21 protein-coding genes are annotated in these 24,887 nt (G+C 65.9%); 10 read left to right on the forward strand and 11 right to left on the reverse strand.

Annotation, left to right across the window (positions count from 1 at the left end; genetic code table 11):
* Position 1: 1 nt before the first annotated feature.
* The 5 genes from VGU00_RS07700 to VGU00_RS07720 form a co-directional block, all read right to left on the reverse strand.
* Entirely contained in the window at positions 2-1,168 is a 1,167-nt protein-coding gene (locus VGU00_RS07700; RefSeq protein ID WP_327467127.1) for a sensor histidine kinase, read from the reverse strand.
* A 101-nt stretch (positions 1,169-1,269) separates the two neighbouring features.
* Positions 1,270-2,628 carry an MATE family efflux transporter gene (locus VGU00_RS07705; RefSeq protein WP_414713515.1) on the reverse strand — a complete coding sequence of 453 codons (1,359 nt, stop codon included), beginning with the start codon at positions 2,626-2,628 and terminating at the stop codon, positions 1,270-1,272.
* Positions 2,629-2,743: 115 nt separating this feature from the next.
* Positions 2,744-3,229: a hypothetical protein gene (locus VGU00_RS07710; protein ID WP_327467131.1), complete on the reverse strand. Its 486-nt coding sequence runs from the start codon at positions 3,227-3,229 to the stop codon at positions 2,744-2,746.
* Entirely contained in the window at positions 3,229-5,982 is a 2,754-nt protein-coding gene (locus VGU00_RS07715) for a valine--tRNA ligase (protein ID WP_327467133.1), read from the reverse strand. The genes VGU00_RS07710 and VGU00_RS07715 overlap by 1 nt, the downstream gene beginning before the upstream one ends.
* A gap of 171 nt (positions 5,983-6,153) precedes the next feature.
* Positions 6,154-8,220, reverse strand: coding sequence for a S9 family peptidase (locus VGU00_RS07720; RefSeq protein WP_327467135.1), 2,067 nt, complete (start codon positions 8,218-8,220; stop codon positions 6,154-6,156).
* A 170-nt stretch (positions 8,221-8,390) separates the two neighbouring features.
* Between VGU00_RS07720 and VGU00_RS07725 the strand changes: the two genes are divergently transcribed.
* Positions 8,391-9,077 (forward strand): HPP family protein, encoded by a 687-nt coding sequence (locus VGU00_RS07725; RefSeq protein WP_327467137.1) that lies wholly within the window; start codon positions 8,391-8,393, stop codon positions 9,075-9,077.
* A gap of 13 nt (positions 9,078-9,090) precedes the next feature.
* Here VGU00_RS07725 and VGU00_RS07730 read toward each other — a convergent pair whose 3' ends face one another.
* Genes VGU00_RS07730 through ypfJ form a run of 3 tightly spaced genes read right to left on the reverse strand, consistent with a single transcriptional unit; the run spans position 9,091 to position 11,947 of the window.
* Positions 9,091-9,783, reverse strand: a complete 693-nt coding sequence (locus VGU00_RS07730) for a hypothetical protein (RefSeq protein ID WP_327467139.1) — start codon at positions 9,781-9,783, stop codon at positions 9,091-9,093.
* Positions 9,780-11,066: an amidohydrolase family protein gene (locus VGU00_RS07735; RefSeq protein ID WP_327467141.1), complete on the reverse strand. Its 1,287-nt coding sequence runs from the start codon at positions 11,064-11,066 to the stop codon at positions 9,780-9,782. The genes VGU00_RS07730 and VGU00_RS07735 overlap by 4 nt, the downstream gene beginning before the upstream one ends.
* Positions 11,039-11,947 (reverse strand): KPN_02809 family neutral zinc metallopeptidase, encoded by a 909-nt coding sequence (gene ypfJ / locus VGU00_RS07740; RefSeq protein WP_327467143.1) that lies wholly within the window; start codon positions 11,945-11,947, stop codon positions 11,039-11,041. The genes VGU00_RS07735 and ypfJ overlap by 28 nt, the downstream gene beginning before the upstream one ends.
* A 150-nt stretch (positions 11,948-12,097) precedes the next feature.
* Between ypfJ and VGU00_RS07745 the strand changes: the two genes are divergently transcribed.
* From VGU00_RS07745 to VGU00_RS07760, 4 genes are all read left to right on the forward strand, one after another.
* Entirely contained in the window at positions 12,098-13,255 is a 1,158-nt protein-coding gene (locus VGU00_RS07745) for a patatin-like phospholipase family protein (protein ID WP_327467145.1), read from the forward strand.
* A gap of 31 nt (positions 13,256-13,286) precedes the next feature.
* A complete protein-coding gene (locus VGU00_RS07750) occupies positions 13,287-14,072 on the forward strand; it encodes a 3-hydroxybutyrate dehydrogenase (protein ID WP_327467147.1) in 786 nt (261 codons plus the stop codon).
* Positions 14,073-14,147: 75 nt separating this feature from the next.
* On the forward strand, positions 14,148-14,792 hold the full coding sequence (locus VGU00_RS07755; protein WP_327467149.1) for a DUF4893 domain-containing protein: 645 nt from the start codon (positions 14,148-14,150) through the stop codon (positions 14,790-14,792).
* Positions 14,793-14,814: 22 nt separating this feature from the next.
* The gene (locus VGU00_RS07760) at positions 14,815-16,134 is read left to right on the forward strand and encodes an amidohydrolase (protein WP_327467462.1); all 1,320 of its coding nucleotides are present in this window, start codon (positions 14,815-14,817) and stop codon (positions 16,132-16,134) included.
* A 9-nt stretch (positions 16,135-16,143) separates the two neighbouring features.
* On the opposite strand, the gene VGU00_RS07765 is transcribed toward VGU00_RS07760, so the two are convergent.
* Positions 16,144-17,499: a flavin monoamine oxidase family protein gene (locus tag VGU00_RS07765; protein ID WP_327467151.1), complete on the reverse strand. Its 1,356-nt coding sequence runs from the start codon at positions 17,497-17,499 to the stop codon at positions 16,144-16,146.
* A 62-nt stretch (positions 17,500-17,561) separates the two neighbouring features.
* On the opposite strand from VGU00_RS07765, the gene VGU00_RS07770 reads away from it, so the two are divergent.
* Both VGU00_RS07770 and VGU00_RS07775 read left to right on the forward strand, forming a co-directional pair.
* The gene (locus VGU00_RS07770) at positions 17,562-18,197 is read left to right on the forward strand and encodes a TetR/AcrR family transcriptional regulator (protein ID WP_327467153.1); all 636 of its coding nucleotides are present in this window, start codon (positions 17,562-17,564) and stop codon (positions 18,195-18,197) included.
* A 125-nt stretch (positions 18,198-18,322) separates the two neighbouring features.
* A complete protein-coding gene (locus VGU00_RS07775) occupies positions 18,323-19,147 on the forward strand; it encodes a helix-turn-helix transcriptional regulator (RefSeq protein ID WP_327467155.1) in 825 nt (274 codons plus the stop codon).
* Between the two features lie 198 nt (positions 19,148-19,345).
* On the opposite strand, the gene VGU00_RS07780 is transcribed toward VGU00_RS07775, so the two are convergent.
* Positions 19,346-20,113: a crotonase/enoyl-CoA hydratase family protein gene (locus VGU00_RS07780; RefSeq protein ID WP_327467157.1), complete on the reverse strand. Its 768-nt coding sequence runs from the start codon at positions 20,111-20,113 to the stop codon at positions 19,346-19,348.
* Positions 20,114-20,351: 238 nt separating this feature from the next.
* Here VGU00_RS07780 and VGU00_RS07785 point away from each other — a divergent pair, with 238 nt between their 5' ends.
* Together VGU00_RS07785 and VGU00_RS07790 are read left to right on the forward strand one after the other, a co-directional pair.
* Positions 20,352-20,546: a DUF465 domain-containing protein gene (locus VGU00_RS07785; RefSeq protein WP_327467159.1), complete on the forward strand. Its 195-nt coding sequence runs from the start codon at positions 20,352-20,354 to the stop codon at positions 20,544-20,546.
* Positions 20,547-20,614: 68 nt separating this feature from the next.
* A complete protein-coding gene (locus VGU00_RS07790) occupies positions 20,615-21,601 on the forward strand; it encodes a TerC family protein (RefSeq protein ID WP_327467160.1) in 987 nt (328 codons plus the stop codon).
* A gap of 139 nt (positions 21,602-21,740) precedes the next feature.
* On the opposite strand, the gene VGU00_RS07795 is transcribed toward VGU00_RS07790, so the two are convergent.
* Positions 21,741-23,333, reverse strand: coding sequence for an isocitrate lyase (locus VGU00_RS07795; protein WP_327467162.1), 1,593 nt, complete (start codon positions 23,331-23,333; stop codon positions 21,741-21,743).
* A 156-nt stretch (positions 23,334-23,489) separates the two neighbouring features.
* Between VGU00_RS07795 and VGU00_RS07800 the strand changes: the two genes are divergently transcribed.
* On the forward strand, positions 23,490-24,878 hold the full coding sequence (locus tag VGU00_RS07800) for a helix-turn-helix domain-containing protein (protein ID WP_327467164.1): 1,389 nt from the start codon (positions 23,490-23,492) through the stop codon (positions 24,876-24,878).
* The last annotated feature ends 9 nt before the right edge of the window (positions 24,879-24,887 follow it).

Below are 24,887 nucleotides of genomic sequence, written 5' to 3' on the forward strand. Positions count from 1 at the left end.
GTCAGCGAGCCTCCTTTGCGAGCGGCAACCACAGCGAAACGACGAAACCGCCACTGTCCGATTTGCCCCATTCGCAGCCGGCGGTCGGACCATATCGGGTGAGCAGGCGTTCGCGGACATTGCCGAGCCCGAGGCCGGTCCCCGCGGCGGGGGCGGGCGCCTTCGGGTCGATGTCGTTTTCGATACGCAGGATCAGCAGGCCATGTTCGGCGCTGGCGCGCAGGCGGATCGCAATCTTTCCCTTGCTGGGCGACACGCCATATTTGATCGCATTTTCGATGATCGGTTGCAGGATCAGCACCGGGACGCGGGCATGCTCCAGTTCCCCGGGCATCGTGACTTCGACTTGCAGGCGGTCGGGAAAGCGGGTCTGTTCGATCTCGAGATAGAGCCGCTGGAGCGCGATTTCCTCGTCGAGGCTGACGAGCTGTTCGGGATCGACCGCAAGGCTGGAGCGCAGGAACGACGACAGGTTCATGATCATCGTTTCGGCCTCGTTCTTCGATCCCTTGAGGACAAGCGTTGAGAGCGAGTTGAGCGTGTTGAACAGGAAGTGCGGATTGACCTGATAATGGAGGGCGCGAAGCTGCGCCGTCTGTGCTTCCAGCCGGAAATGATTGGCGCGCCGTTCGACCGCGCGCATTTCATTGGCATAGCCGAAGGCGACGTAGAGCGCGGCCCAGACGGCAAAGAAGAAATACCAGCGGATCGAGCTGTCGAGGATCAGCACGGTTTCCCAGGCCCCCGGATATTTCGCCTGCATCTCCTCGATCAGCTTTGCGCCGTCGGAAACGGGGAACCAGTAATAGAAGACGAGCAGGTTGACCGTCGCATAGACGATGACCAGCGGCACCGCGGTTCCCATCGCCGCGGCGAGCCGGGCGCCGAAGCTTTGCGGCTGGGCCCGCTGGAGCAGCTGGTAGAGGACGAAGGTGCAAAGGATGCCCGCAATCACCACGACGCCGCGTCGCCCCGCCGACGACCATTGTTCGGGTGCGCCGGTGAGCATCGCGAGGCCGGTGGTGATCAGGAAATAGAGCAGCCACATGGCGACGATCGACCCGATCGCGACGCGCGGATTGACGCGTGCGTCGGATGCGCGCCAGTCGGGCGCCGCTGCCAGCATTTTCGCACGCTGGTCGCGCAGCGCGTCTTTGCGGTTTGTCATGTTCATTGCGGCAGCTTTAACGCCAAAATCGGTGCGATGGCTAGCGGGCGCCGGGCCGCCAGTCGAAACGGCGCGCGCCTTGGTCGAAAGCGGCTGGCCGTTCAGGCGGCAGGCTGGGGCAGCGTCCGGCGCCAGCCCCCGCGCCGGTAGATGATCCACGCCATCGCCAGCGACGCGAGCGAGGAGAGCGGAAAGCTCCACCAGAGGATATCGCTGCCGACCGACGGATAGCCGAAATAGTAGATGCCGAGGCGGATCGGGAACATCGACAGGAACAGGATGACGAGCGGCGGGACGACCGAACCGTTGGCGCGCAGCGTGCTGATGAGCACGATCGTCGTGCCGAAGGGCAGGAAGGTCCAGGTCGCGATCAGCTGGATATTGCGTGCAACCTCGATCGCGGGGCTTTCGCTGCCGAGGAAGAGCGCGAGTGCGGCGCGGTCGAAGATGAGGAGCAGGACGATCAGCACCCCGGTCATCGCGAGGTTGATCGCGATGCCGCTGTTCGTCACCGACGCGACGCGGTCCCAGCGGCCGGCGCCGATATTCTGGGCCGCCATCGAGCTGACCGCGGCGCCGACCGCGAGCGCGGGCATCTGGATATAGTTCCAGAGCTGGAGCGTCGCGCCATAGGCGGCGGCGGTGACGAGCCCCTCGCGGTTGACGAGGCCGACCATCACGAGCCCGGCGCCCGAGATGACGAGCATCTGCGCGCCCATCGGCAGGCCGCGTCCGACGATGAAGCGCAATTCGGACCATTTGGGATAAAGATAGGCGAGTTCGTGGCCGCGCAGGCGCAGGACATGGTTCTTCGCATAGAACCAGCCGATCATGCCCGCGAGGCTGATCGTCCCGGCGAGGGCGGTTGCGAGCGCGCTGCCCGCGATCCCCATGCGCGGGAAGGGGCCGAGGCCGAGGATCAGCACCGGGTTGAAGGCGATGTCGAGCACGACCGCGAGGATCATGAAGCGGAGCGGGGTCACCGCGTCGCCCGCACCGCGCGAGGCCATCATTAAGGTGACCGACAGCATCGAGGCGGGGACGGCGAGGAAGGTGACGCGGAGATAATCATGCGCGAGCGCGAACGCCTCGGGCGGCGTTTTCAGCCAATGGAGGATGCGGTCCGACGCGAACCAGCCGAGGATGGCGATCACGACCGAAAAGGCGAGCGCGAGGCCGATCACCCCGCCGGTGGCGCGCCGCGCGGCGTCGATGTCGCCGCGCCCCATCGACTGGCCGATGAGGACGGTCGCCGCCATGCCGAAACCGAAGAAGGCCCCGAACATCAGGAACATGATGATATTCGCATTGGCGGTCGCGGCGAGCGCACCTTCGCCGAGGAACTGGCCGACCCAGATCGAGTTCACCGAGCCCGACAGCGTCTGGAGGATGTTCGACGCGAGCGTCGGCAGTGCGAAGAGGATCAGCGTCTTGGTGATCGGGCCGCTGGTCAGGTCCATCCGCCCGCCGCCGCGCGCGGTCTGGCGCGGCGGGACCGGGCTGGCGGCCGGGTCCGCCGCCGCCGCGACGGGGGTGGGGGTGATGGGGGACTCGTCGGTCACCGGGGAAGCACCTTCATTCGGGGCCGCCTTCGAGGTCGCCGGTGCATTGCAGTTCGGGGTCCGATTTTGCCAGGCGTTCGAAGTCGCGGGTCTGTTTCGTCACGCCGGGGAACAGCCGGTCGGGCGCGACATGATAGGAGGCGATCAACGTGAGCGCCCACGCATAATGGCGCGCGCCGGCAGCGCAGCTGTCGCTGCCACCATCGCCTTCGCCCCAGACGGTGCGCCATCCTGCGTTGCCGTCGCGGGTCAGAAGGATCTTGAAGCCGCCGATCGCTCCATTGTCGCCCTCGGCATAGGCGATCGCGCGGGTCCCGTCGTGCCAGACCCGGAGGTGCCGAAAGGTGAAGCGGAAATCCGGGTGGGTGCGCAGCACCTCGAGGATCGCGTTGCGTTCGGCGCTGCCGACGGCGGGGGTGTGCGGCGCGGCTTCGCTTGCGGGCAGCGGCGCCGAGACCAGCAGCGCCGTTGCCAGAAGCGGAGCCCGCGCGCCACGCATCACCCCAGCCGCGCCAGTGCGGCGGTCAGGCGATCGGCTTCGGCTTCCTTGGCGGCATGGTCGGCGCGCGCCTTTTCGACCGCTTCGGGCTTGGCGCGCTCGACGAACGATGGATTGTTCAGGCGTCCGGCGAGACCGTCGCGTTCCTTCGCCGCGGCGGCGAGCGCCTTGGTCAGGCGGTCGCGTTCGGCGGCGATGTCGATCACGCCTTCGAGCGGGACGGTGATCGTCTCGCCCTCGACGACGAGTTGCGCCGACGCGCCTGCGGGGGCGGGATCGAAGCTGATTGCTTCGAGGCGCGCGAGGCGGTCGAGCTGCGCCGCGAGCTTGTCGGTGCGGCCCTTCAGCGATGTCGGGAAATGCGCGGTCAGACGCGCGCCCGGCGGCAGTCCGAGTTCGGCCTTGGCGGTGCGCAGTTCGCTGACGAGCTTGATCAGCCAGTCGATGTCGGCGCTCGCATCGGCGTCGTGCGTCGCGGCGGGTGCCGGCCATTTCGCGGTGATCAGCGGATAGTCGGCGCGGTCGCCGAGCCCCGTCCACAGCTCTTCGGTGATGAAGGGCATGAAGGGGTGGAGCATGACGAGGATCTGGTCGAGCACCCAGCCGGCGACCGCCTTCGTCTCGTCGTCGATCGCGCCCTTGATCAGTTCGAGATACCAGTCGCAGAAACGGTCCCACGCGAAGCTGTAGATCGCGTTGGCGGCATCGTCGAAGCGGTAGGCGGCGAAGGCCTTGTCCATCGCGGCAACGGTCGCGGCAACTTCGCCGATGATCCAGCGGTTGACCGGCAGCGTTGCGGCGGGGGCTTCGAAGCTGGTCGAGGCCGAAATGCCATTGGCTTCGCAGAAGCGCGCGGCGTTCCAGAGCTTGGTCGCGAAGTTGCGATAGCCCGCGAGGCGCGCGTCATCCATCTTGATGTCGCGGCCCTGGCTTTCCATCGCCGACATGAAGAAGCGGAGCGCGTCGGCGCCATATTGGTCGATCAGGCCGAGCGGATCGACGACATTGCCCTTTGACTTCGACATCTTCGCGCCGTCGGGCGCGCGGACGAGGCCGTGGAGGTAGAGCGTCTTCCACGGCACATCGCCCATGAACTCCATCCCCTGCATCGCCATGCGCGCATCCCAGAAGAAGAGGATGTCGAAGCCCGAGATGAGGACGTCGTTGGGATAGTGGCGTTTCAGGAGGTCGGTATTCTCGGGCCAGCCGAGCGTCGCGAAGGGCCAGAGCGCCGAGGAGAACCAGGTGTCGAGGACGTCTTCGTCGCGGGTGAGCGCGACGCCGGCACCGGCTTCGGCCTGCGCTTCCTCTTCGGTTTCGGCGACGAAGATGCGGCCGTCTTCGGCGTACCATGCGGGGATGCGGTGCCCCCACCAGAGCTGGCGCGAGACGCACCAGGGCTGGATATTCTCCATCCAGTTGAAGAAGGTCTTTTCCCACGTCTTGGGGACGATATCGATGCGGCCGTCGCGCACCGCCTGCATCGGCGGCTGCGCGAGCGTCTTGGCGTCGACATACCATTGGTCGGTGAGCATCGGCTCGATCACCACACCGCCGCGGTCCCCGAACGGCTGCATGATCAGCTTGTCCTCGACCTTCACCATCAGGCCCTCGGCATCGATGTCGGCGACGACGCGTTTGCGTGCTTCGTAGCGATCGAGCCCGCGATATTCCTCGGGAACGAGGTTGAGCGTATCGATTTCGGCGGGGGTCGCGGTCGCACCCTTCGCAATTTCGACCGCGCGCGCGGCGGCTTCGGCATAGGGCGCCCCGTCGGCGCGCATCGCGGCGACCTCGTCCATCAGCCGGTACATCGGAATGTTGTTCCGCTGCGCGACGCCATAGTCGTTTTCGTCGTGGGCACCGGTGATCTTGACCGCGCCCGACCCGAAGTCGGGATCGGGATAGTCGTCGGTGATGATCGGGATCAGGCGGCGATGTTCCTTCGGCCCGACAGGGATCTCACAATATTTCCCGACGATCGGGCGATAGCGTTCGTCGTCGGGATGCACAGCGACCGCGCCATCGCCGAGCATCGTTTCGGGGCGCGTCGTCGCGATCGAAATATAGTCGCGCTCTTCCTCGAGCACGACATGGCCGTCGGCGTCGCGCTCGACATAGGTGTAGGTCTCGCCGCCCGCGAGCGGATATTTGAAGTGCCACATATGGCCCGGCACCTCGTGCGATTCGACCTCGAGGTCCGAAATCGCGGTCTTGAGTGCGGGATCCCAGTTCACGAGGCGCTTGTCGCGGTAGATCAGACCCTTTTTATGGAGGTCGACGAAGACCTTGACCACAGCCTCGGTGAAATGCGGGTCCATCGTGAACTGCTCGCGCGACCAGTCCATCGAGCAGCCGAGGCGGCGAAGCTGACCGGTGATCTGGCCGCCGCTTTCGGCCTTCCATTCCCAGACCTTGTCGACGAATTCTTCGCGCGTGAAATCTGTACGTTTCTGCTGGCGCTCGTTGAGCTGGCGCTCGACGACCATCTGCGTCGCGATGCCGGCATGGTCCATGCCGACGACCCACAGCGCATCCTTGCCGCGCAGGCGTTCGTAGCGGACGAGAACGTCCTGCAGCGTGTTGTCGAGTGCATGGCCGATATGCAGCGCGCCGGTGACGTTGGGCGGCGGATTGACGATCGTGAAGGGTGTCGCGTCGGGACGCGCGGGACGGAAGAGTCCACGGCTTTCCCATTCATGGGCCCATTTCGCCTCGATAGCGGCGGGATCGAACGTTTTTTCCATCGGCATAGCCGGGCGCCTTTGCCAGCCGGGGCGCGAGGCGGCAAGGGGGTGATCGTTTTAACGGCCCTCTCTCATTCGTCATGCCGGGCTTGATCCGGCATCCCGCTTTGCTGTCGCGAAGGAATAAGCGGGACCCCGGATCAAGTCCGGGGTGACGAAAGGAGAAAGAAGGCCGGCTTATTTCTTCAGATGCTGATCCAGCCAGTTGAACACCGTCTGGTGCCACTGAACGCTGTTCGCACCCTTCAGCACCCAGTGGTTCTCGTCGGGGAAGACGAGCAGCTGCGACGGGACGTTGCGGCGCTGGAGCGCGGTGAAGGCGGCGAGACCCTGGCTGTAGGGGATGCGGAAATCCTTTTCGCCGGTGATCACCAGCATCGGGGTTTTCCACTTGGTCACATGGTTCACCGGGTTCCATTTTTCGGGGTCGGTGCGTTCCCACCAGGGGCCGCCATGATCCCATTCGTCGAACCAGAGCTCCTCGGTCTCGAACGCCATCGCGCGCAGGTCGAACACGCCGTCGTGCTGGACGAGGCATTTGAAGCCGTCGGTCCACTGGCCCGCGATCCAGTTCATCATATAGCCGCCATAGGATGCGCCGAGCGCGCACGCGTTATTGAGGTCGAGCTGCGCATCCTGCTTGCCTGCCGCGGCGAGGCCGAGCTTCAAATCCTCGAGCGGCTTGCCGCCCCAATCCTTGTTGATGCTGTCGGTGAAGGCCTGACCATAACCCGTCGACCCGTGGAAATCGACGGTGACGACGCCATAACCCTGCTGCGCGAAGACGCGCGGGTTCCAGCGCGTCGACCAGCTGTTGCCGAAGCTGCCCTGCGGCCCGCCATGGACGATGAAGGCGACCGGCAGCTTCTGGACCGGGCTGACGGGTTTGAGGATCATGCCCCACACCTTGTCGCCGTTCGCGCCCGCGAACTGGATACGTTCGAGTTCGACCGGATCGAATTCGGCAAGCGTTGCCGCGTTCACCGCGGTGAACTGGCTGACCTTGCCCTTCGCATCGCGAACGAACAGGTCGGTCGGGGCAAGCGCGCTGTTGCGCGAATAGAGCAGTGCGCCGCCGGGCAGCGGCGTGACGTCGCCGATATTGCCCTCGAACGCGTCGGGCGAGGCCTTCAGCTTCTCGACCTTGCCCGTCGCGGCGTCGACGCGGAACACCGGATGTTCGAGCGTGTCCTGCGCGGTGACATAGAGCGACTTGCCGTCGGGTGCCCAGGCGATCGATCCGACCGAGCGGTCCCACGCGCCGGTCAGGCGCCGGGTTTCGCCGTTTTCGAGGCTCCGCAGCATTAGCACCTGCCGGTCGGCCTCGTAGCCCGGGCGCGCCATCGCGACATAGGCAAGCAACTTGCCGTCGGGCGAGGGGGTGGGCAGGGTGTCAGTCGCCTGATTGCCCTCGGTCAGGTTGACCGGCATCATCCGGCTGTCGACGAGCCAGCTATAGATATCGAGGTTGGTCGACATCGGTTCGCCCCGGTCGGCCTTGCGCAGCGTGAAGAAGACCGTGCGGCTGTCGGCGCCCCACGCGAGCTCCTCACCACCGCCGAACGGCTTCGACGGGCTGTCGCCGACGAGGCCTGCATCGACGGCGCGCGCGGCGGTCGCCTTACCGTCCGCGAGGTTGAAGACGAAGGGGCGGCTGTAGGTGCCGGGGGTCTCCCAATGGTCCCAGTGACGGACGAAGCCGGCGCCGTCCTTGTAGAGGCGGCCGGTGCCGGGGCCGGTGAGCGCGCCCTTGTCCTTCGCCTCGCAGCCGAAGTCGGTGCATTCCTTTGCGATGTCGCCCCATGCAAGCAGCTTCGCCGCGTCGGGGGAAATCTTGAAGCCCGAAACATCGGCCGCGGTGTCGGTGACCTGCGTCGCGGCGCCGCCGACCTTTGGATCGATGCGCCATACCTGATCCTTGCCCGACGCGTCCGAGACGAAATAGAGAATGCCATCCTTGTCGAAGGCGGGTGAGGTCTCGTTCTTGCCCGCGGTATCGGCGATGGGGGTGGGCTTGGCGCCCTTTGCATTGCGGTCGACGAGCCAGAGGCCGGTCGAGCGCTTGTAGCTTCCACCCTCGGTCTCGGTCATCTGGAACACGACCCAGCGGCCGTCGGGCGACGCCGTCGGCGCCGCGACGCGTTTCAGCGTCGCAAGGTCGACCTCGGTCATCGGGCGGGCCATGGCCGGGGAGGAAAGGGCGGCGGCGAGCGCGATCGCGCTGGTGAGGAGCATGTTACGCATGGATGCGGTGTAGCGCCGTGGCGTGTGCGTTCAAGGACGAACCGCCCGGCGTGAGCCCTGAGCAATATTCTGGCTTGCGGACGCGCAAATAAACCTCTCTGGCCGCGCGGTTCGAAAGATTGCATCGCGCCGGTCGCGAAGCCGGAAGGATGAATATGGTCCGCGCGATAATGAATACAGGCCGTCTGTTCGTGCCGCTGCTCGCGGGCGCGAGTCTGCGCGACCGCGTGATTGCGAGCATCGGGGCGTTGATCGGTATCGGTTTTGTCGGGCTGACCTGCACCGCGCTGTTTCCTTCGTCAATGCCGTGGATCGTCGCGCCGATGGGTGCATCGGCTGTACTGCTGTTCGCCGTGCCGGCGAGCCCGCTTGCGCAGCCATGGTCGATCGCGGGCGGCAATGTGGTTTCGGCGATCGTCGGCGCGATCGTCGCATGGGCTTTTCCCGATCCGGCGATCGCGGCAGCGGTGGCGGTTTCGCTCGCCATCCTGACGATGTCGCTGCTGCGCTGTCTCCACCCGCCGGGCGGCGCGGCGGCGCTGAGCGCCGTGCTCGGCGGCTATGCGCTGTTTTCGGCGCATGTGGTCGATTTCCTGATCGTCGTTGCGGTCAATTCGCTGTTGATGGTGGCGATCGGCTGGCTGTTCCACCGTTTTTCGGGTCACAGCTATCCGCACCGTGCCAAGCCGGTCGAGGGCAAGGTCTTGCCTCCGGCCCCGGTTTCCGGGCTGTCGATCGGCGATATCGACGCGGCGCTCGACGATCTGGGCGAGACGTTCGACATCAGCCGCGAGGATCTGGCGCTGCTGCTCGACCGCGCCGAAGCGCACGCCGCGACGCGAAGCAGGGCGGGCTAAACGCGGACGGCAGCTATTCGTCGTCGACCTTCGGGCATTGCAGGGTCTTTCGCGCCATCGCATGCGCCTTTTTCCATGCGCTCCGGAACAGGCGGTCGCGTTCGGCGGTCGCCGAGAGATCATAGCCCGCCTGCGACACCGGATGCCCCGCGCGATTGACGACCGAAAGCGTCAGCGTTCGTGCCGTTTCCAGCGTTTCGTAAACGTCGACATCGGTATTGCCGTCGCTGAGCCAGGCCGCGCGGGCGTCGCGGGGCGGGGTGACGGTGCGGGGCGCGCCGAAGCGCTGGTCGGCGTCGAGTTCGAGCGTGTCGAGCGCGACATACCAGGTCTCGCCCCGATCGATGCGGACCGCGAGCGCCATATCGTCCCAAGTGCCGTCGGGTGCGGCGATACTCGACGCATCGCCCAGCGCGTCGCTGATCTCGTCGATATTGTCAGCCTCGGCATAGGCATAATAGAGCGTCAGCCGGGGCGCTTCGATATCGGGCCGCGATGTTGCCGGGCGCGATAATCTTGGCGGCGACCAGCCGACGTTCAGCAGCGATGCCTCGCCGTCGGCGTCCGGCTCGACGCTGACGTCGACGCGCGCCTGGCGCGTGCCCTTTGCACTCGCGGTACATATCCGCTCGCCGATGTCGTCCACCGCGCTGCCCGATGCGGGCTGTCCCGCCTGAAGCAGCAGGGCCAGAAGCGCGGCGATCATCGGACGAGCGTGCCGCCCTTCATCACATGGTCGATCTTTTCGAGGACGGTGATGTCGGCGAGCGGGTCGGCCTTTACCGCGACGAAATCGGCATAGCGGCCGGGCAGGATCGCACCGACGTCGCCGCGGCCCATCTCTTCCGAAGCACGCCCGGTTGCCGACTGGATCGCCTGCATCGGCGTCATCCCGTATTTGACCATGTTGCGGAACTGGCGCGCGTTGAGACCGTGCGGATAGACGCCCGCGTCGGTGGCGTAACCGATGTTCACGCCAAGTTCGACGGCGCGGCGAAAGGCGGCGCGCTGCGCATCGGTCGTTTCGCGATTCTTGCGCAGATATTCCTCGGGCCAGCCCTCTTTAGTGCCGATATCGTCGATATAGGTGCCGTTATAGATATCCATCGCAAGCCAGGTGCCGTGCTTTTTCGCGAGTTGCAGCGTCGCCTCGTCGGCGAGGCTGGCATGTTCGATGCTGTCGACCCCGGCGTTGATCGCATTCTGGATGCCGATGGCGCCATGCGCGTGCGCGGTGACTTTCTTGCCGCGGGCATGGGCCACCTTCACCACCGCGCGGAGCTGGTCGACCGTCATTTCGGGGGCGCCGGGTTCGGTGCCGATCGCCAGCACCGCGCCGGTCGCGATCGTCTTGATGAAGTCGGCGCCATGATCGAGCAGGTACGTCGTCTTCGCCGCGGCTTCCTCGGGCGTCGCAGCGACGCCGAGGCGCATGTCGGCGGGCAATTGTTCGTTCGGGACGACGCCGTTGAGTTCACCGCCGCCCTTCGGAATGGTGAGATAGGCGCCCGCGACCCACATGCGCGGTCCCGGCACGTCGCCGCGGTCGATCGCATTGCGCAGCGTCACGTCGGTGAGCCCGCGATAGGTGCCGACGTCGCGCACGCTCGTGAAGCCCGCATCGAGCGTCACGCGCGCGTTGCGCGCGCCGACGAGTGCGGTTTCGGCGGGCGACGCCTTCATCGGCGCGGCGAGGTCGGCGCTCTGGCCAAGGTCGGCGAGGTGGGTGTGGAGGTCGATCAACCCGGGCAGCACGGTGAAGCCCGACCAGTCGACCAGCGTCGCGCCGTCGGGTGCCTTGCCGCACGGGGCGACCGCTTTGATATGTTCGGCCTCGACGGTGATGCACTGGCCGGTGCGCACCGCGTTCGAGACGCCGTCGATCAGCCGCCCCGCCTGGATATAGAGCGTTTCGGCCGACGCCGGCGATGCCGCCAAAAGACTTGCCGCGATCGCAGCGCTCAGATGGCGGTATCGAAAGCGTTGCACTGGCGTGGATCCCCCGTTTGCAGGCCGCGGCGAAGCCAGGTCATGCGCTGTTCGCTCGTCCCGTGCGTGAAGCTTTCGGGGACGGGGCGCTGCCCCGCCGAGCTCATCAGCGTGTCGTCGCCGATCGCGTTGGCGGCGCGCATCGCTTCTTCCATGTCGCCCGGCTCCATCACCGGCTGGCCCGCGCTGTTCTTCGCGCGCGCTGCCCAGACGCCGGCGTAGCAATCGGCCTGCAATTCCATGCGGACCTGCAGCGCATTGCCCTCGGCCTGCGAACTGCGCCCCTGCGCCTGGCGAACCTGATTCGAGATGCCGCTGATCGTCTGGATATGGTGGCCGACTTCGTGCGCGACGACATAGGCCTGCGCGGCGTCGCCGGCGGCACCGAAGCGCTGGTCGAGCTCGCGGAAAAAGGCGGTGTCGAGGTAGACGCCCTGATCGGCGGGGCAATAGAAGGGGCCCATCGCCGCCTGCGCTGCGCCGCAGCCCGACTGGTTGCGGTCGGTGAAGAAATTGAGCGTCGGCTTCTGATAGCCGTTGATCAGGCCGCTCCACACCTGATGCGTCGAGCCGAAGACGTTGCAGGCAAAGCGTTCGGCATCGGTATCGCACGCGACGTTCGCGCCGCTGCGGCTGTCGGCCATCGGATCGCTCGTCCCGCCGCCCGTGCTCAGCATGTTCGCGCCGGGGCCGAGGAGGAAGAATGCGACCGCGCCGATCAGCAGGATCGTCCCGCAGCCCATCTTGCGGCCGAGGAGCATCGGCAGGAAGCCGATCAGCAATCCGCCGAGACCGCCGCCTCCGCCTCCGCCGCCGAACCCGCCGCCGCCGCGGCCGAGATCGCGAATATCGTCTCCGGGATCATAATCGTCGAGGCGCATGGGCTTTCTCCGGCGGCAAAGGGTCCTGTAGCCGGGAGTGTTACAGCAGCGCCGGGCAATTGGAAGGGGGTTCGCGGCGGACAAGCCATTGCAAAGGCGCGTGCTGCGGTGCACAAAACGCGCGTTCGCCAACCCGAGGATCGCGAGTCCATGCCCCGCCGCGCCGCCCGTGCCGCCCTTCCGCTGCCTGACCTCGTCGTCCTCGTACTACAGGGCGGCGGCGCGCTCGGCGCCTTTCAGGCCGGGGTTTACGAGGCGCTGATCGAACGCGGCATCGAACTCGACTGGGTCGCAGGAATTTCGATCGGCGCGGTCAACGCCGCGATCATCGCGGGCAATCCGCGCGACGAGGCGGTGGGCAAGCTGCGCACCTTCTGGGACGGCGTCTCCTCCGCGCTGCCCTCGCTGCCGACGCCCGACAATGACTGGGCGCGCGAATGGACGCATATGGGCGCGGCGGCGCAGGTGATGGCGTTCGGCGTCCCCGGCTTCTTCGTCCCGCGCTTCCCGCCGCCCGCCTTCGCCGAGCGGCAAACGCCCGAGGCGGTGAGCTTCTACGATACGAGCCCGCTGGTCGCGACGCTCGACCGGCTCGTCGACTGGGACCGGGTGAACAAGGGCAAGGTGCGCCTGTCGGTTGGCGCGGTGGCGGTCGAGACGGGGAATTTCCGTTATTTCGACACGACCTGCGAGACGATCGACGCGCGGCATATCCTTGCCTCGGGCGCGCTGCCGCCGGGCTTGCCGCCGGTCGAGATCGACGGAACCTGGTATTGGGACGGCGGCCTCGTCTCGAACACCCCGCTCGAACATGTCGTCGAGGCCGCGAACGAGGATATGCTGGTGTTCCAGGTCGACCTGTTCCCCGCACGCGGGCCGCGACCGCACGATCTGGAAGAGGCCTGGTCGCGCGAAAAGGATATACGCTTTTCGAGCCGCACGCGGCGCATCTCGGACGGGCTGGTGCGGCGGCGCAAGGAGCATCGGCTGATCGACCGGATGCTGCAGAAATTGCCCGACGAATTTGCCGAGCTGCCCGAGGTGAAGGCGGTGCGCAAAATGGTCGATTGCAAGGCGCTCAACGTCGTCCAGCTGATCCACGAGCCGCCGGCATGGCAGACGGGCGCGCGCGATTTCGAATTTTCGCGATCGACGATGGAGGTCAATTGGGCGCTCGGCCGCGCCGCCGTCGAAGCGGCGATGAAGGACGGCCATCTGCTCGCCGACAGTATCGCCGAAGGCCGGTCGGACAGTTTCGCCGTGCAATCGAATGCATTGCGACCAAAGGCCGAACCCGACGTTTCCTGATACACTCTCCCCCACCGAAAGGACCCCAGACATGCGCCTTAAAGGAAAGACCGCCCTCGTCACCGGATCGACGTCGGGCATCGGGCTTGGCATCGCGAAAAGCCTCGCGGCCGACGGCGCGAATATCATCATCAACGGCTTCGGCGATGCCGATGCGATCGAGACCGAGCGCAAGGCGCTGGAGGCGGCGAGCGGCGGCAAGGCCGCCTATGACGGTGCCGACCTGACCAAGCCCGACCAGATCGAGGCGATGTTCCAGCGCGCCGACAAGGATTTCGGCGGGGTCGACATCCTCGTCAACAATGCGGGCATGCAGTTCGTGTCGCCGGTCGAGGATTTCCCGCCCGAAAAATGGGACATGATCATCGCGCTCAATCTGACCGCGGCCTTCCACACGATCCGTCACGCGGTGCCCGGCATGCGCAAAAAGAAATGGGGGCGCATCATCGCGACCGCGTCGGCGCATTCGCTCGTCGCCTCGCCGTTCAAATCGGCCTATGTCACCGCGAAGCACGGGCTGGCAGGGCTTACCAAGACCGTCGCGCTCGAGGTTGCCGACGCCGGGATCACGGTCAATTGCATCAGCCCCGGCTATGTCTGGACGCCGCTGGTCGAGAACCAGATTCCCGACACGATGAAGGCGCGCGGCATGACGCGCGAGCAGGTGATCAACGACGTGCTGCTCGCGGGGCAGCCGACCAAGCAGTTCGTCACGGTCGAACAGGTCGCGGCGGTCGCGTCGTTCCTGACGCGCGACGAAGCGGCGAACATCACCGGCGCGAACCTCAGCGTCGATGGCGGCTGGACGGCCGCCTGATCCGCTCCGCCCTTGAGCAATCTCCTTCGCCCCCCTAAGGTTAACCATCGAGGGACCGGGGAGAAGCGGAGAATCATGGGTCGCACCATCTGGGTTTTGGCGGTGGCGCTCGGCGTCACTCTGAGCGCTTGCAAGACCGTGCCGGCGGTTCCGCCGTCTTCTGCCGATGCGCCGGCGGACGCGACGGGCACCTGGCGCGCGACGGCGACCGACGCCGACAAGGAACGCATTCGCGGCTGGTACAGCAGCTGGCAGACCGCGCTGGCCAACGCGCGCGCCAAGGGGTTCGGCGCCGATATCGACCGCGAAGGCGTGCTGTTGCAGCCGATGGCGGCGCTACCCAATCCGCACCTGCCCGCGGGCGACTATCGGTGCCGGACGGTCAAGGTCGGGACGAAGGGGCGCAGCACGCTGGCCTATGTCGGTTACAGCTGGTTCCGCTGCCGCGTCGCACCCGAACAGGGATTGTCGAGCCTGACCAAGCTGACCGGGTCGCAGCGGCCCGTCGGGCTGATCTTCCCCGACAATCTGAAGCGGCAGGTCTTCCTCGGCACGCTCGAACTCGGCGACGAGAAGATGGCGGTCAACTATGGCAGCGACCGCCTGCGCGACATGGCGGGGCTGGTCGAACGGATCGGCGACAATCGCTGGCGGCTGGTGCTGCCCGCGCCGGCCTATGAATCGCTGCTCGACGTGATCGAACTGGTCCCGGCGGGCTGACCTAAAGACAAACAGGGGAATGATGATGCGTATCTTGTGGACCGGCGCGGCTGCGCTTGCCTTGGCGATGCCGGCGTCGGCGCAGACGCTGCGCGGCGAGGTCGAAAAGCAGATGCCGTCGCTGATGGCGATCTACAAGGATCTGCACGCCAACCCCGAACTGAGCTTCATGGAGGTGCGCTCGGCAGGCATCCTTGCTGCCGAGGCGCGTAAGCTGGGTTTCAAGGTGACCGAAAAGGTCGGCGGCACGGGTGTCGTCGCGGTGATGGAGAATGGCCCCGGCCCGGTCGTGATGGTGCGCGCCGACATGGACGGGCTGCCCGTGACCGAGCAGACGGGGCTTCCCGGGGCGTCGAAGGTTCGCGTGACCACGAAGGAAGGCGTCGAAACCGGCGTGATGCACGCGTGCGGCCACGATACGCATATGACCGCCTGGATCGGCGTCGCGCGGCTGATGGCGGCGAACAAGGCGAAATGGTCGGGCACGCTGGTGATGATCGGCCAGCCCGCTGAGGAACGCGGCGCGGGCGCGCGGATGATGCTGGCGGACGGGCTCTATACGCGCTTTCCGAAGCCCCAATATGCGCTGGCTTTCCACGACGCGGCGCAGTTCCCCGCGGGCAAGATCGGCTATACGCCGGGCTATGCGCTCGCCAATGTCGACAGCGTCGACATCCATGTGAAGGGCGTTGGCGGGCACGGTGCCTATCCGCAGACGACGAAAGACCCGATCGTGCTGGCGAGCCGCATCGTCGGCGCGCTCCAGACGCTCGTATCGCGCGAGATCAGCCCGCTCGACAGCGCGGTGGTCACGGTCGGGAGCTTCCATGCGGGCGCCAAGCATAACATCATTTCGGACGAGGCGCGGCTGCAGTTGACGGTGCGCAGCTACACCGACGAAGTGCGCGACCATCTGCTCGACGGCATCGCGCGGATTGCCAAGGGTGAGGCGATTGCGGCGGGCGTGCCCGAGGACCGGATGCCCGTCGTGTCGGTGCAGAAGGACGAATATACGCCCGCGACCTTCAATACGGTCGATTTTACGGAGGAAATGGCGGCCTATCTGACGACCAGTTTCGGCAGCGATCGCGTCGTAAAAATGCCGCCGGTGATGGGCGGCGAGGATTTCAGCCGCTATTCGCGCGACGAAAACAAGGATGTGAAAAGCCTGATCGTCTGGGTCGGCGGGGTGCCGCAGGCCGAATATGACGCCGCGAAGAAGGACGGCCGCACCTTGCCCAGCCTGCATTCGCCCTTCTGGGCGCCCGATGCCCCGGTGGTGATCTCGACCGCGACCGAGGCGCTGACGGCGATGACGATGAAGCTGATGCCCAAGGGCTAGGGCGGGGCTTCAGGCGGTCTCTCGCCGGACCGCCGCGGCGGCGCGCACACCCGCCTGTAACGCGCCTTCGAGATAGCCGGCAAATTCATCCGCGGTTTCGGTGCCGGCCCAGTGGATGCGCCCGCAGGACGCGCGGAGCGTGTCGCCGTAACCCGTCATGACCCCCGGCGGCATATAGGCGGCATAGCCGCCGAGCGACCATAGCTCGGACTGCCAGTCCTGATCGACATAGGCGGTCGGCCGCGCGGCCTCATCGCCGAAATAATGGACGAGATCGGCGATGACCGCTTCGCGCCGTGCCTCGGGGGCGAGGCTGCTCATGGCAACGGCATGTGCGCCCTCGATAAGGCCGACGAGCACGCCGATCCCGTCGTCGCTGAGCGACTGATCGAAGGCTGTCGCGAGCGTGCGGTCGGTGCCGACTGCGGAGCCGTTCAGCCCGCGGCGTCGCCAGAAGGGCGCATCATAGGCGACATGTATCTTGATCACCGCACCCATCGGCATGCGCTGCAACAGGGCCGCACGGCGGGCGGGCAGGGCGGGGGTGAAATGAATGCGCGATGCGAGGATCGGCGGGATCGCGATGATGAGATGGTCGGCACCGAATGTGCCGCGCGCGCTGGTGACGCGAACCGCGTTATCGTCCTGCTCGATAGCGGTGACGGGCGCGTCCAGCTCGATGCAGCCTGCCAGCCGATCCGCGATCCGTTTCGGGATCTGCCATGCGCCGCCGACGAACTTGTCCTGCTGCGCCCCGCCTTCGACGCCGATCATCGTCTTCAGCCCCTGGCCGCCACGCAGGTAAGTCAGGAAGGATAGGTAGGAAATCTCCGCCGGGTCGATGCAGGCGAGCGCCAGCGACACTGTGCGGACGAAGTCGCGTGCGCCGGCCGTGCGGACGTTGCCCGCAATCCAGCCGGCCAGCGACTGCGCGTCCCATTCGCGCGCGCGCGGCGCGCACCAGGGGGCGTCGGCGGGCAGGGCGGCGGTGTCGCGCCGCCAGCGGCGGTCGATCATCCCCAGTTCGAGGAGGGCCGTCACCGGGAGCTTCGGCGTCGCTGCGTAGCTGCTCAGCCGTCCGCCGCGGCTCATCACGCTGAGCCCCTTCACATATTGCGGGCAGGTCGCGACGCCGAGTTCCTGGGCCTGTGCGAGAAGGCGCGTTTGCTGCGGCCCGACCCACTGACCGCCGAAATCGACGGTCTGGCCGCAGATCGTTCCCGGCATCGATCGGCCGCCGACGCGGTCGCGCGCTTCGAGCAGGAGGACGCTCTTTCCCGCTTCCTTGAGTTCGAGCGCGGCTTTGAGCCCCGACAGGCCGGCGCCGATTATGATGACGTCGTGGCGTTGATCCGAAGCGCTCATCTCGATTCCTTCATGCATTTGACGCTTGCATTTAATCGAACGCGTTCGTTAAAAGCAAGTCCATGGAAGAGTCGTCGTCAAATCCCGTCCGGCGCGGACGTCCGCCACGCAGCGCTGAGGAGATCGGCGCAAACCGCGCGCGCATCGTCGCTGCCGCGCGCGACCTGTTCGCGGCGGAGGGCTATGACGGGGTTTCGATGCGCAAGGTGGCGGCGCGGGCGCAGTGCCTGACCTCGACGCTTTACACGCTGTTTCCGAACAAGCGGCAGCTTCTCCACTGTCTATGGGAAGGGATTTTCGCCGATCTGGTCGCCGCGATGGAGCAAAGCTATGCGGCGAGCGCGCCTGGCGTGCGCCTGATCGCGCTATGCCTGACCAACATCGATTTCTGGCTTGAGCGGCCCGAGGATTATCGCGCGATCTTCCTTGTCGAAGACCGGGTGCAGGATTCGGACGCGCCCTATTTCGTCGAAAATGTGCTTGCGCTGCGATTGGTCGCGATCCTTCAGGATGCGGTTGTGGAGGCGCAGCAGCGCGGCGAGGTGGGCCCCGGCGATCCCGAAGCCATCCGCGACGCGCTGCTCTGCGGCATTCAGGGCGTGGCCTATAATCTGATCGCAATCCCCGAGTTTCGATGGGGCGACCCCGAACGACTCAAACGGACGACGGTGGAAGCGCTGGTGCGCGGGCTGCGCTGAGGCGTATGGATCGAGGTGTCGACGAATTTCCAGCGCTCCGCTATCCCGATGCTCGATCAGGACCCGCCGCCATTTCCCAAATAAATTGGGATGGACCTGTGCGTGGGGCTGTGGTGAGCAAAGACATGTCTGCCAATGAATCCGCTTCTGGCTTGTCCACATGCCTTACCGACCGGGAAACGGAGGTTTTGCGCCTGCTGGTCGCCGGGCACACCGTCAAGACCATCGCCGCGCGTCTGGGCCGCTCGGAAACCTCGATCAACGAGCGTTTGCGCTCTGCTCGCCGCAAGACGGGCGTCGGCAGCAGCCGCGAACTGGCGCGCCTCCTGGACCTCCAAGAAACTTGTGACGAAAATATCGATCTTTCGATGCAGCGCTCGACCGTGAAGGACTTGGCGCACACCGCGACCATTGGGGTTCGCGGTTCGAAAGGAATGATCGCCATGCTCACTGCAATATCCCTGGCCGCCGCCGGATTGATGGTCACAGCCGCCCCTTCCGTCGACCAGGCCGACGCACCGAACGCCGTTCACGGCGCCGCATCCCGGCAGCTGCCGCTCGCCGGAAGCTGGTCGCTCGACGCATCGCAGATGCCGGAAAACCAACGGCCGCAGCGCGTGACGATGATTTTCCAGCCATCGCAAGACGGCAAATGGACGACGCGCGTCGAAATCGTCGGGCCCGACGGCTCCACCAGACATTCGGAATCGACCGCCGCGCTCGATGGCGTCCCGGTACCCGTCACCGGCAATCTGGATTTCATCGATAGCGTCGCCCTGCGGCAGCCGGCGCCGGACACGTTGGTCATGACGCTCGGAAAGGCGGGCGCGCGGGTTGCGACGCGCGTCTATACGGTCGCCAAGGATCAGAAATCCATGACCGAAACGATTGTCTGGTCCAGCAACAAGCTTCAAAAACTGGAAACGACGCACTTCAATCGCATCGATTGATCGCGGTCGGTTTCTCCGCCGGGCGTAGCGTCGCGTTAACATCGCGATCAGGCCGGAACGCCCCCGTGCGGCTTGCAAGGTTGCGGACCTGCGCGCCGACGATGAGCTCCCACTTCGGCTCCCGGCTTGCCCCGGGGGCCGCTTTGTCCATTTTGCGATGCGGACATGAGCCGTGCCCGGCAATCCGTATCGCTCTCGTCATTCCCCCTTGAAGGCGTCGAAGCTGCCGCCGCGGCCGGTGCCGTCGGTGAAGCGTTTTGCGCCCGCCGCAGCGCCCTCGCGCAAGGGGACGACGCCGGCGTGCGCTTCGTGCGACAGCGCGTTCTCGATATCGAAATCCCACTGGCGGTAGGCGCTGAGGCGGTCGCTGTTCATGCAGATTTGCGGGAAGGCTGCAATCTGCTTCGCGAGTTCGATCGCGGCGGCGAGCGCGGTGCCGTCAGGTACGACGCGGTCGGCGAGGCCGATGCGCTGCGCTTCGTCGGCGGTGACGGGGCGACCGGTCAGGATCATGTCGAGCGCGCGGCCTTGCCCGACGATGCGCGGCAGGCGCACGGTGCCGCCGTCGATCAGCGGCACGCCCCAGCGGCGGCAATAGACGCCGAAGATCGCGCTGGCGGCGGCGACGCGGAGGTCGCACCAGAGCGCGAGTTCGAGCCCGCCCGCGACCGCATGCCCCTCGACCGCGGCGATCACGGGCTTTTCGAGCAGCATCCGCGTCGGCCCCATCGGGCCCGGGCCGCCCGGGTCGTAGCGCGAGGCTCCGACCGCGCCGAGGTCGAAGCCCGCACAGAAATGGCCCGAACTGCCGGTCAGGATCGCGACGCGCGCTTCGGCATCTTTCGCGAACGCCGCGAAGGCTTCGCGGAGCGCGAGCGCGGTGAGCGGATCGACCGCGTTGCGCTTGGCCGGGCGATCGATCGTGACGATCGTGACGGGTCCGTCCTTTGCGATGGTGACGCTCATGGGTTGCTCCTCCATGACACACAGCGTGGCGCGGGGCGGGGGGACTTGCAAGCGGCGGACGCGCTTCCTACATAAGAGTCATGCGGGCCGGGCCCCTCTGGCGTCGGCGGGACATATCCCGCCACGTGATGTCGGACCGCATCGGGTGACACCGATGCTTGCGGCCCTTTCTCCCCCCTGTTTTGAGGGTAACAGCATCGGCGTCACCTGCTTGATTTCAATCAGGAGGCCCTTTTCGATGACGTTCAATCCCAATTTCTATCGCCTGACCCAGCTCCACCGCCAGCTCGACGATGCCGAGCGGCGCGAGGCGCGCCGGCGCGGCGCCGATCCGTTTCGCCTGCTGCGGCTGAAGACGCTGAAGCTCGCGGTCAAGGAACGGCTCGCGGCGCTGACGCTCCGGCCGTCGTTGCGTCTGGCACTCGCCCGCTAATCCCCAAATAATGACGATCGAGGGCGCTGCCGAAAGGCGGCGCCCCCGGCATATCCAGGGACAAGATCATGGAATTTCTGTTCGCCGACTGGCTGGGTACCCCGGCCTGGTTCTGGCTTTCGTTCATCACGCTGGTGATCGCGCTCACCGCCTTCGACCTTGGCATCCTCAACAAGGAAAACAAGGAGATGGGGATCGGCGAGAGCCTGAAGCTCTCGGCGCTCTATATCGGTATCGCGATGGCGTTCGGCGCATGGGTCTGGGCCGCGAAGGGCGGCGAGGCGGGGCTGCAATATTATACCGGCTTCTTCATCGAGAAGGCGTTGTCGATCGACAATATCTTCGTGATTTCGCTGATTTTCACGACCTTCGCGATCCCGCCGCGCTACCAGTATCGCGCGCTTTTGTGGGGCATTGTCGCGGTGATCGTGCTGCGCGGTATCATGATCGCGGGCGGCGCGGCGCTCGTCACCGAATATGGCTGGGTGCTCTATATCTTCGCCGCGTTCCTCATCTTCACCGGCGTGAAGATGCTGTTCGCGAGCGAAAAGCCGATGGATGTGAAGGGCAATCCGGTCGTCAAATGGCTGTCGCGCCGGATGCCGATCACCGACGAATTGCATGGCGAGAAATTCTTCGTGCGCGTGCCGGACAGCAAGACCGGCAAGATCGTGCCTGCCGCGACGCCGCTGTTCCTTGCGCTCGTCGTGATCAATCTCGCGGACCTGGTGTTCGCGGTCGACAGCGTGCCGGCGATCTTCGCGATCACGACTGACACCTTCATCGTCTATACGTCGAATATCATGGCGATCCTTGGCCTTCGCGCGCTCTACTTCGCGCTGTCGGCGATGGTCCACCGCTTCCACTACCTCAAATATGCGCTCGCGCTGGTGCTGGTGTTCATCGGGTCGAAGATCTTCGTCGCCGATTTCATCCTCGGCGGCGACAAATTCCCGCCCTTGGTCAGCCTCGGCGTGACGGTCGCGCTGATCGCAGGCGGGATCATCTGGTCGCTGGTCAAGACGCGCGACGAGGAAGCGGCGCTGCCGCAATAAAAATGTCCGCCGGAAGCGCAAGGGCTTCCGACGGACAGGCTTTCCTCCCCAGGAAAGCTCGGGAGGCGCGGGGCGGGTCGCGAGCCCCGCGCCAAGATGGGCGACGCGGGGGTTGCAACGGGCCCCCGCGTCTAACTTTTTACGCGGCGAACTGGTTCATCGTGTTGTCCTTGCCCGCAGCCTTGAGCGCCGCTTCGCCGGCGAAATATTCCTTGTGATCGTCGCCGATGTCGCTGCCCGACATATTCTGGTGCTTCACGCAGGCGATGCCCTGGCGGATCTCGGCGCGCTGGACGCCCTTGACGTAACCCAGCATCGCTTCGTCGCCGAAATATTCCTTGGCGAGATTGTCGGTGCTGAGCGCCGCGGTGTGATAGGTCGGCAGCGTGATCAGGTGGTGGAAAATGCCCGCCCGCTTCGCCGCATCGCGCTGGAAGGTGCGGATGCGGTTATCGGCTTCTTCGCCCAGCGGTGTCGCGTCATAATCGGCGCTCATCAGCTTGGCGCGGTCATAGGCGTTGACGTCCTTGCCCTCTGCGGCCCAAGCGTCGAACACCTGCTGGCGGAAGTTGAGCGTCCAGTTGAAGCTCGGCGAATTATTGTACGCGAGCTTCGCGTTGGGGACGACTTCGCGGATGCGGTCGACCATGCCGGCGATCTGTTCGATGTGCGGCTTTTCGGTCTCGATCCACAAGAGGTCGGCGCCGTTCTGCAGGCTCGCGATACAGTCCATCACGCAGCGATCCTCGCCGGTTCCCGAACGGAACTGATAGAGGTTCGAGGGCAGGCGCTTCGGGCGCATCAGCTTGCCGTCGCGGTTGATCAGGACGTCGCCGGGGTTGCCCGCGCCTTCGACCTCTTCGCAATCGAGGAAGCTGTTATACTGGTCGCCAAGGTCGCCGGCTTCCTTCGAGAAGGCGATCTGCTTGGTCAGGCCCGCGCCGAGGCTGTCGGTGCGCGTCACGATGATGCCGTCCTCGACGCCGAGTTCCATGAAGGCGTAGCGGCAGGCGCGGATCTTCGCGATGAAGTCCTCGTGCGGCACGGTGACCTTGCCGTCCTGGTGGCCGCACTGCTTTTCGTCCGAGACCTGATTTTCGATCTGGAGCGCGCAGGCGCCGGCCTCGATCATCTTTTTGGCGAGCAGATAGGTCGCCTCGGCATTGCCGAAGCCCGCGTCGATGTCGGCGATGATCGGCACGACGTGCGTTTCATGATTGTCGATCGCGGCCTGGACCTGCTTGGCCTTGAGTTCGTCGCCTTCGGCGCGCGCAGCGTCGAGTTCGCGGAACAGGCCGCCGAGTTCGCGCGCGTCGGCCTGGCGGAGGAAGGTGTAGATTTCCTCGATCAGCGCCGGAACGCTGGTCTTTTCGTGCATCGACTGGTCGGGCAGCGGCCCGAATTCGCTGCGCAGCGCGGCGATCATCCAGCCCGAGAGGTAGATGTAGCGGCCCTTGACGGTGCCGAAATGCTTCTTGATCGAGATCATCTTCTGCTGCGCGATGAAGCCGTGCCAGCAGCCAAGCGACTGGGTGTAGTTCGCGGGGTCGGCGTCATAGGCGGCCATGTCGGCGCGCATGATGCGCGCGGTGTAGCGGGCGACGTCGAGACCGGTGCGGAACTTGTTCTGCGCGCGCATGCGGGCGATGCTTTCGCCGCTGATGCCATCCCATGTGCCGTCATAATCGCGGATGAGGCGGCCTGCCTGCGCCATGTCTTCTTGGTAGCCCATCGTCTTGTCCTTGGCTCTGCCCCGGCGGGGCGTGGAGAGGTGATGGGGTCAAACTGACGCCGGACGGGCCGAAAGTGAAAAGCTTTGTCAATAATATTTGTGAAATATGGCCGATAGGTGTAAAAATGCGTGTAAATTAGTAAAGAAAGTTACAAAATGGCAGAGCGGCGGGTGTTTGCAGGGCCGGCGGTACGCAAGGTGCGCCGCGAGGCGGGGATGACGCAGGCCGCGATGGCCGAGGCGCTCGATATCTCGCCGAGCTATCTCAACCTGATCGAGCACGGGCAGCGGCCCTTGTCGGCGACCGTCATCGTCAAACTGGCCGAACGCTTCGGTTTCGATGCGGCGAAGCTGGGCGCCGAGGAACTGCCGGGCGGGCTGGCGGGGCTGCGGCGGCGGCTGGCCGATCCGCGTTTCGCCGATCTGGGGATCGGCACGCAGGAGGTCGAAGAGTGGCTTCAGACCGCCCCGGCGACCGCCGCGGCCTTTGCGCGACTGTTCGACGCGGCGCCCGAGGGGCGTTCGGAAGGTGAAGGCGACGCGCCCGAAGTTGCCGCGGTGCGCCGCGCGATCGAGAAATGGCGCAACCATTTCCCCGATCTCGACGCACGCGCCGAGGAACTGGCCGACGAACTACGGCTTGCGGGGGGCGACCTCTATGGCACGATTTCCGAGCGGCTGCGGACACGGCACCAGCTCGGCATCCGGATATTGCCGTCGGACGTGATGCCCGACCGCCTGCGCTGGCTCGACTGGCACGCGCGGCAGCTGATGCTGAACGAATTGCTGCGCCCTGCCTCGCGCACCTTTCAGGCGGCGGCGACGCTCGCGCAGGTCGAGGCGAAGGGCGAGATCGATGCGCTGGTCTTGGGCGCCGAATTCGCCGAGCCCGCCGCCGCGCGGCTGTTCGAGCGTCATCTAATCCACTATTTCGCGGCGGCGCTGATGATGCCGTACAGCCGTTTCCTCCGCGCCTGCGACGCGACGGGATATGATCTGCTGCTGCTCCAGCGGCGCTTCGGCGCGGGCTATGAGCAGGTCGCGCACCGGCTGACGACGCTGCAGCGCGTCGGCGCGCGCGGGCTGCCCTTTTTCATGCTGCGGGTCGACCGCGCGGGGCAGGGGAGCAAGCGTTACGCCGGAGCGAGCCAGTCGCCGCTGGTCGACGGCGATGCGCGTTGTCCGCTTTGGGGCGTGCATGAGGCGTTCGCGCGGCCCGGCGAGGTCGTCGCCGACCTGGTCGAACTCGAAGACGGGTCGCGCTGGTTCACCCAGAGCCGCAGCGTCGCGGCGCCGGGATCGACGGGAAGCGGCACGCCCGCGCGCTTTGCGGTGTGCGTCGGGGTCGATGCGAAGGTCGCCGCGCCGTTGATCGCCGCACGCGGACTCGACCTGATGCGCTCGCCCGCGACGCCGATCGGCCTCGGCTGCAGGCGCTGCACGCGCACCGGCTGTGTCCAGCGCTCGATGCCGCCGCTCGGTCGTCCGCTGCGTTTCCGCGACGGCGAGCGCGGGGTGAGCGCGTTCGATTTCGCGGGCGACTGATCGCCACCG

This window comes from Sphingopyxis sp., from assembly GCF_035944815.1.
Lineage (GTDB): Bacteria > Pseudomonadota > Alphaproteobacteria > Sphingomonadales > Sphingomonadaceae > Sphingopyxis.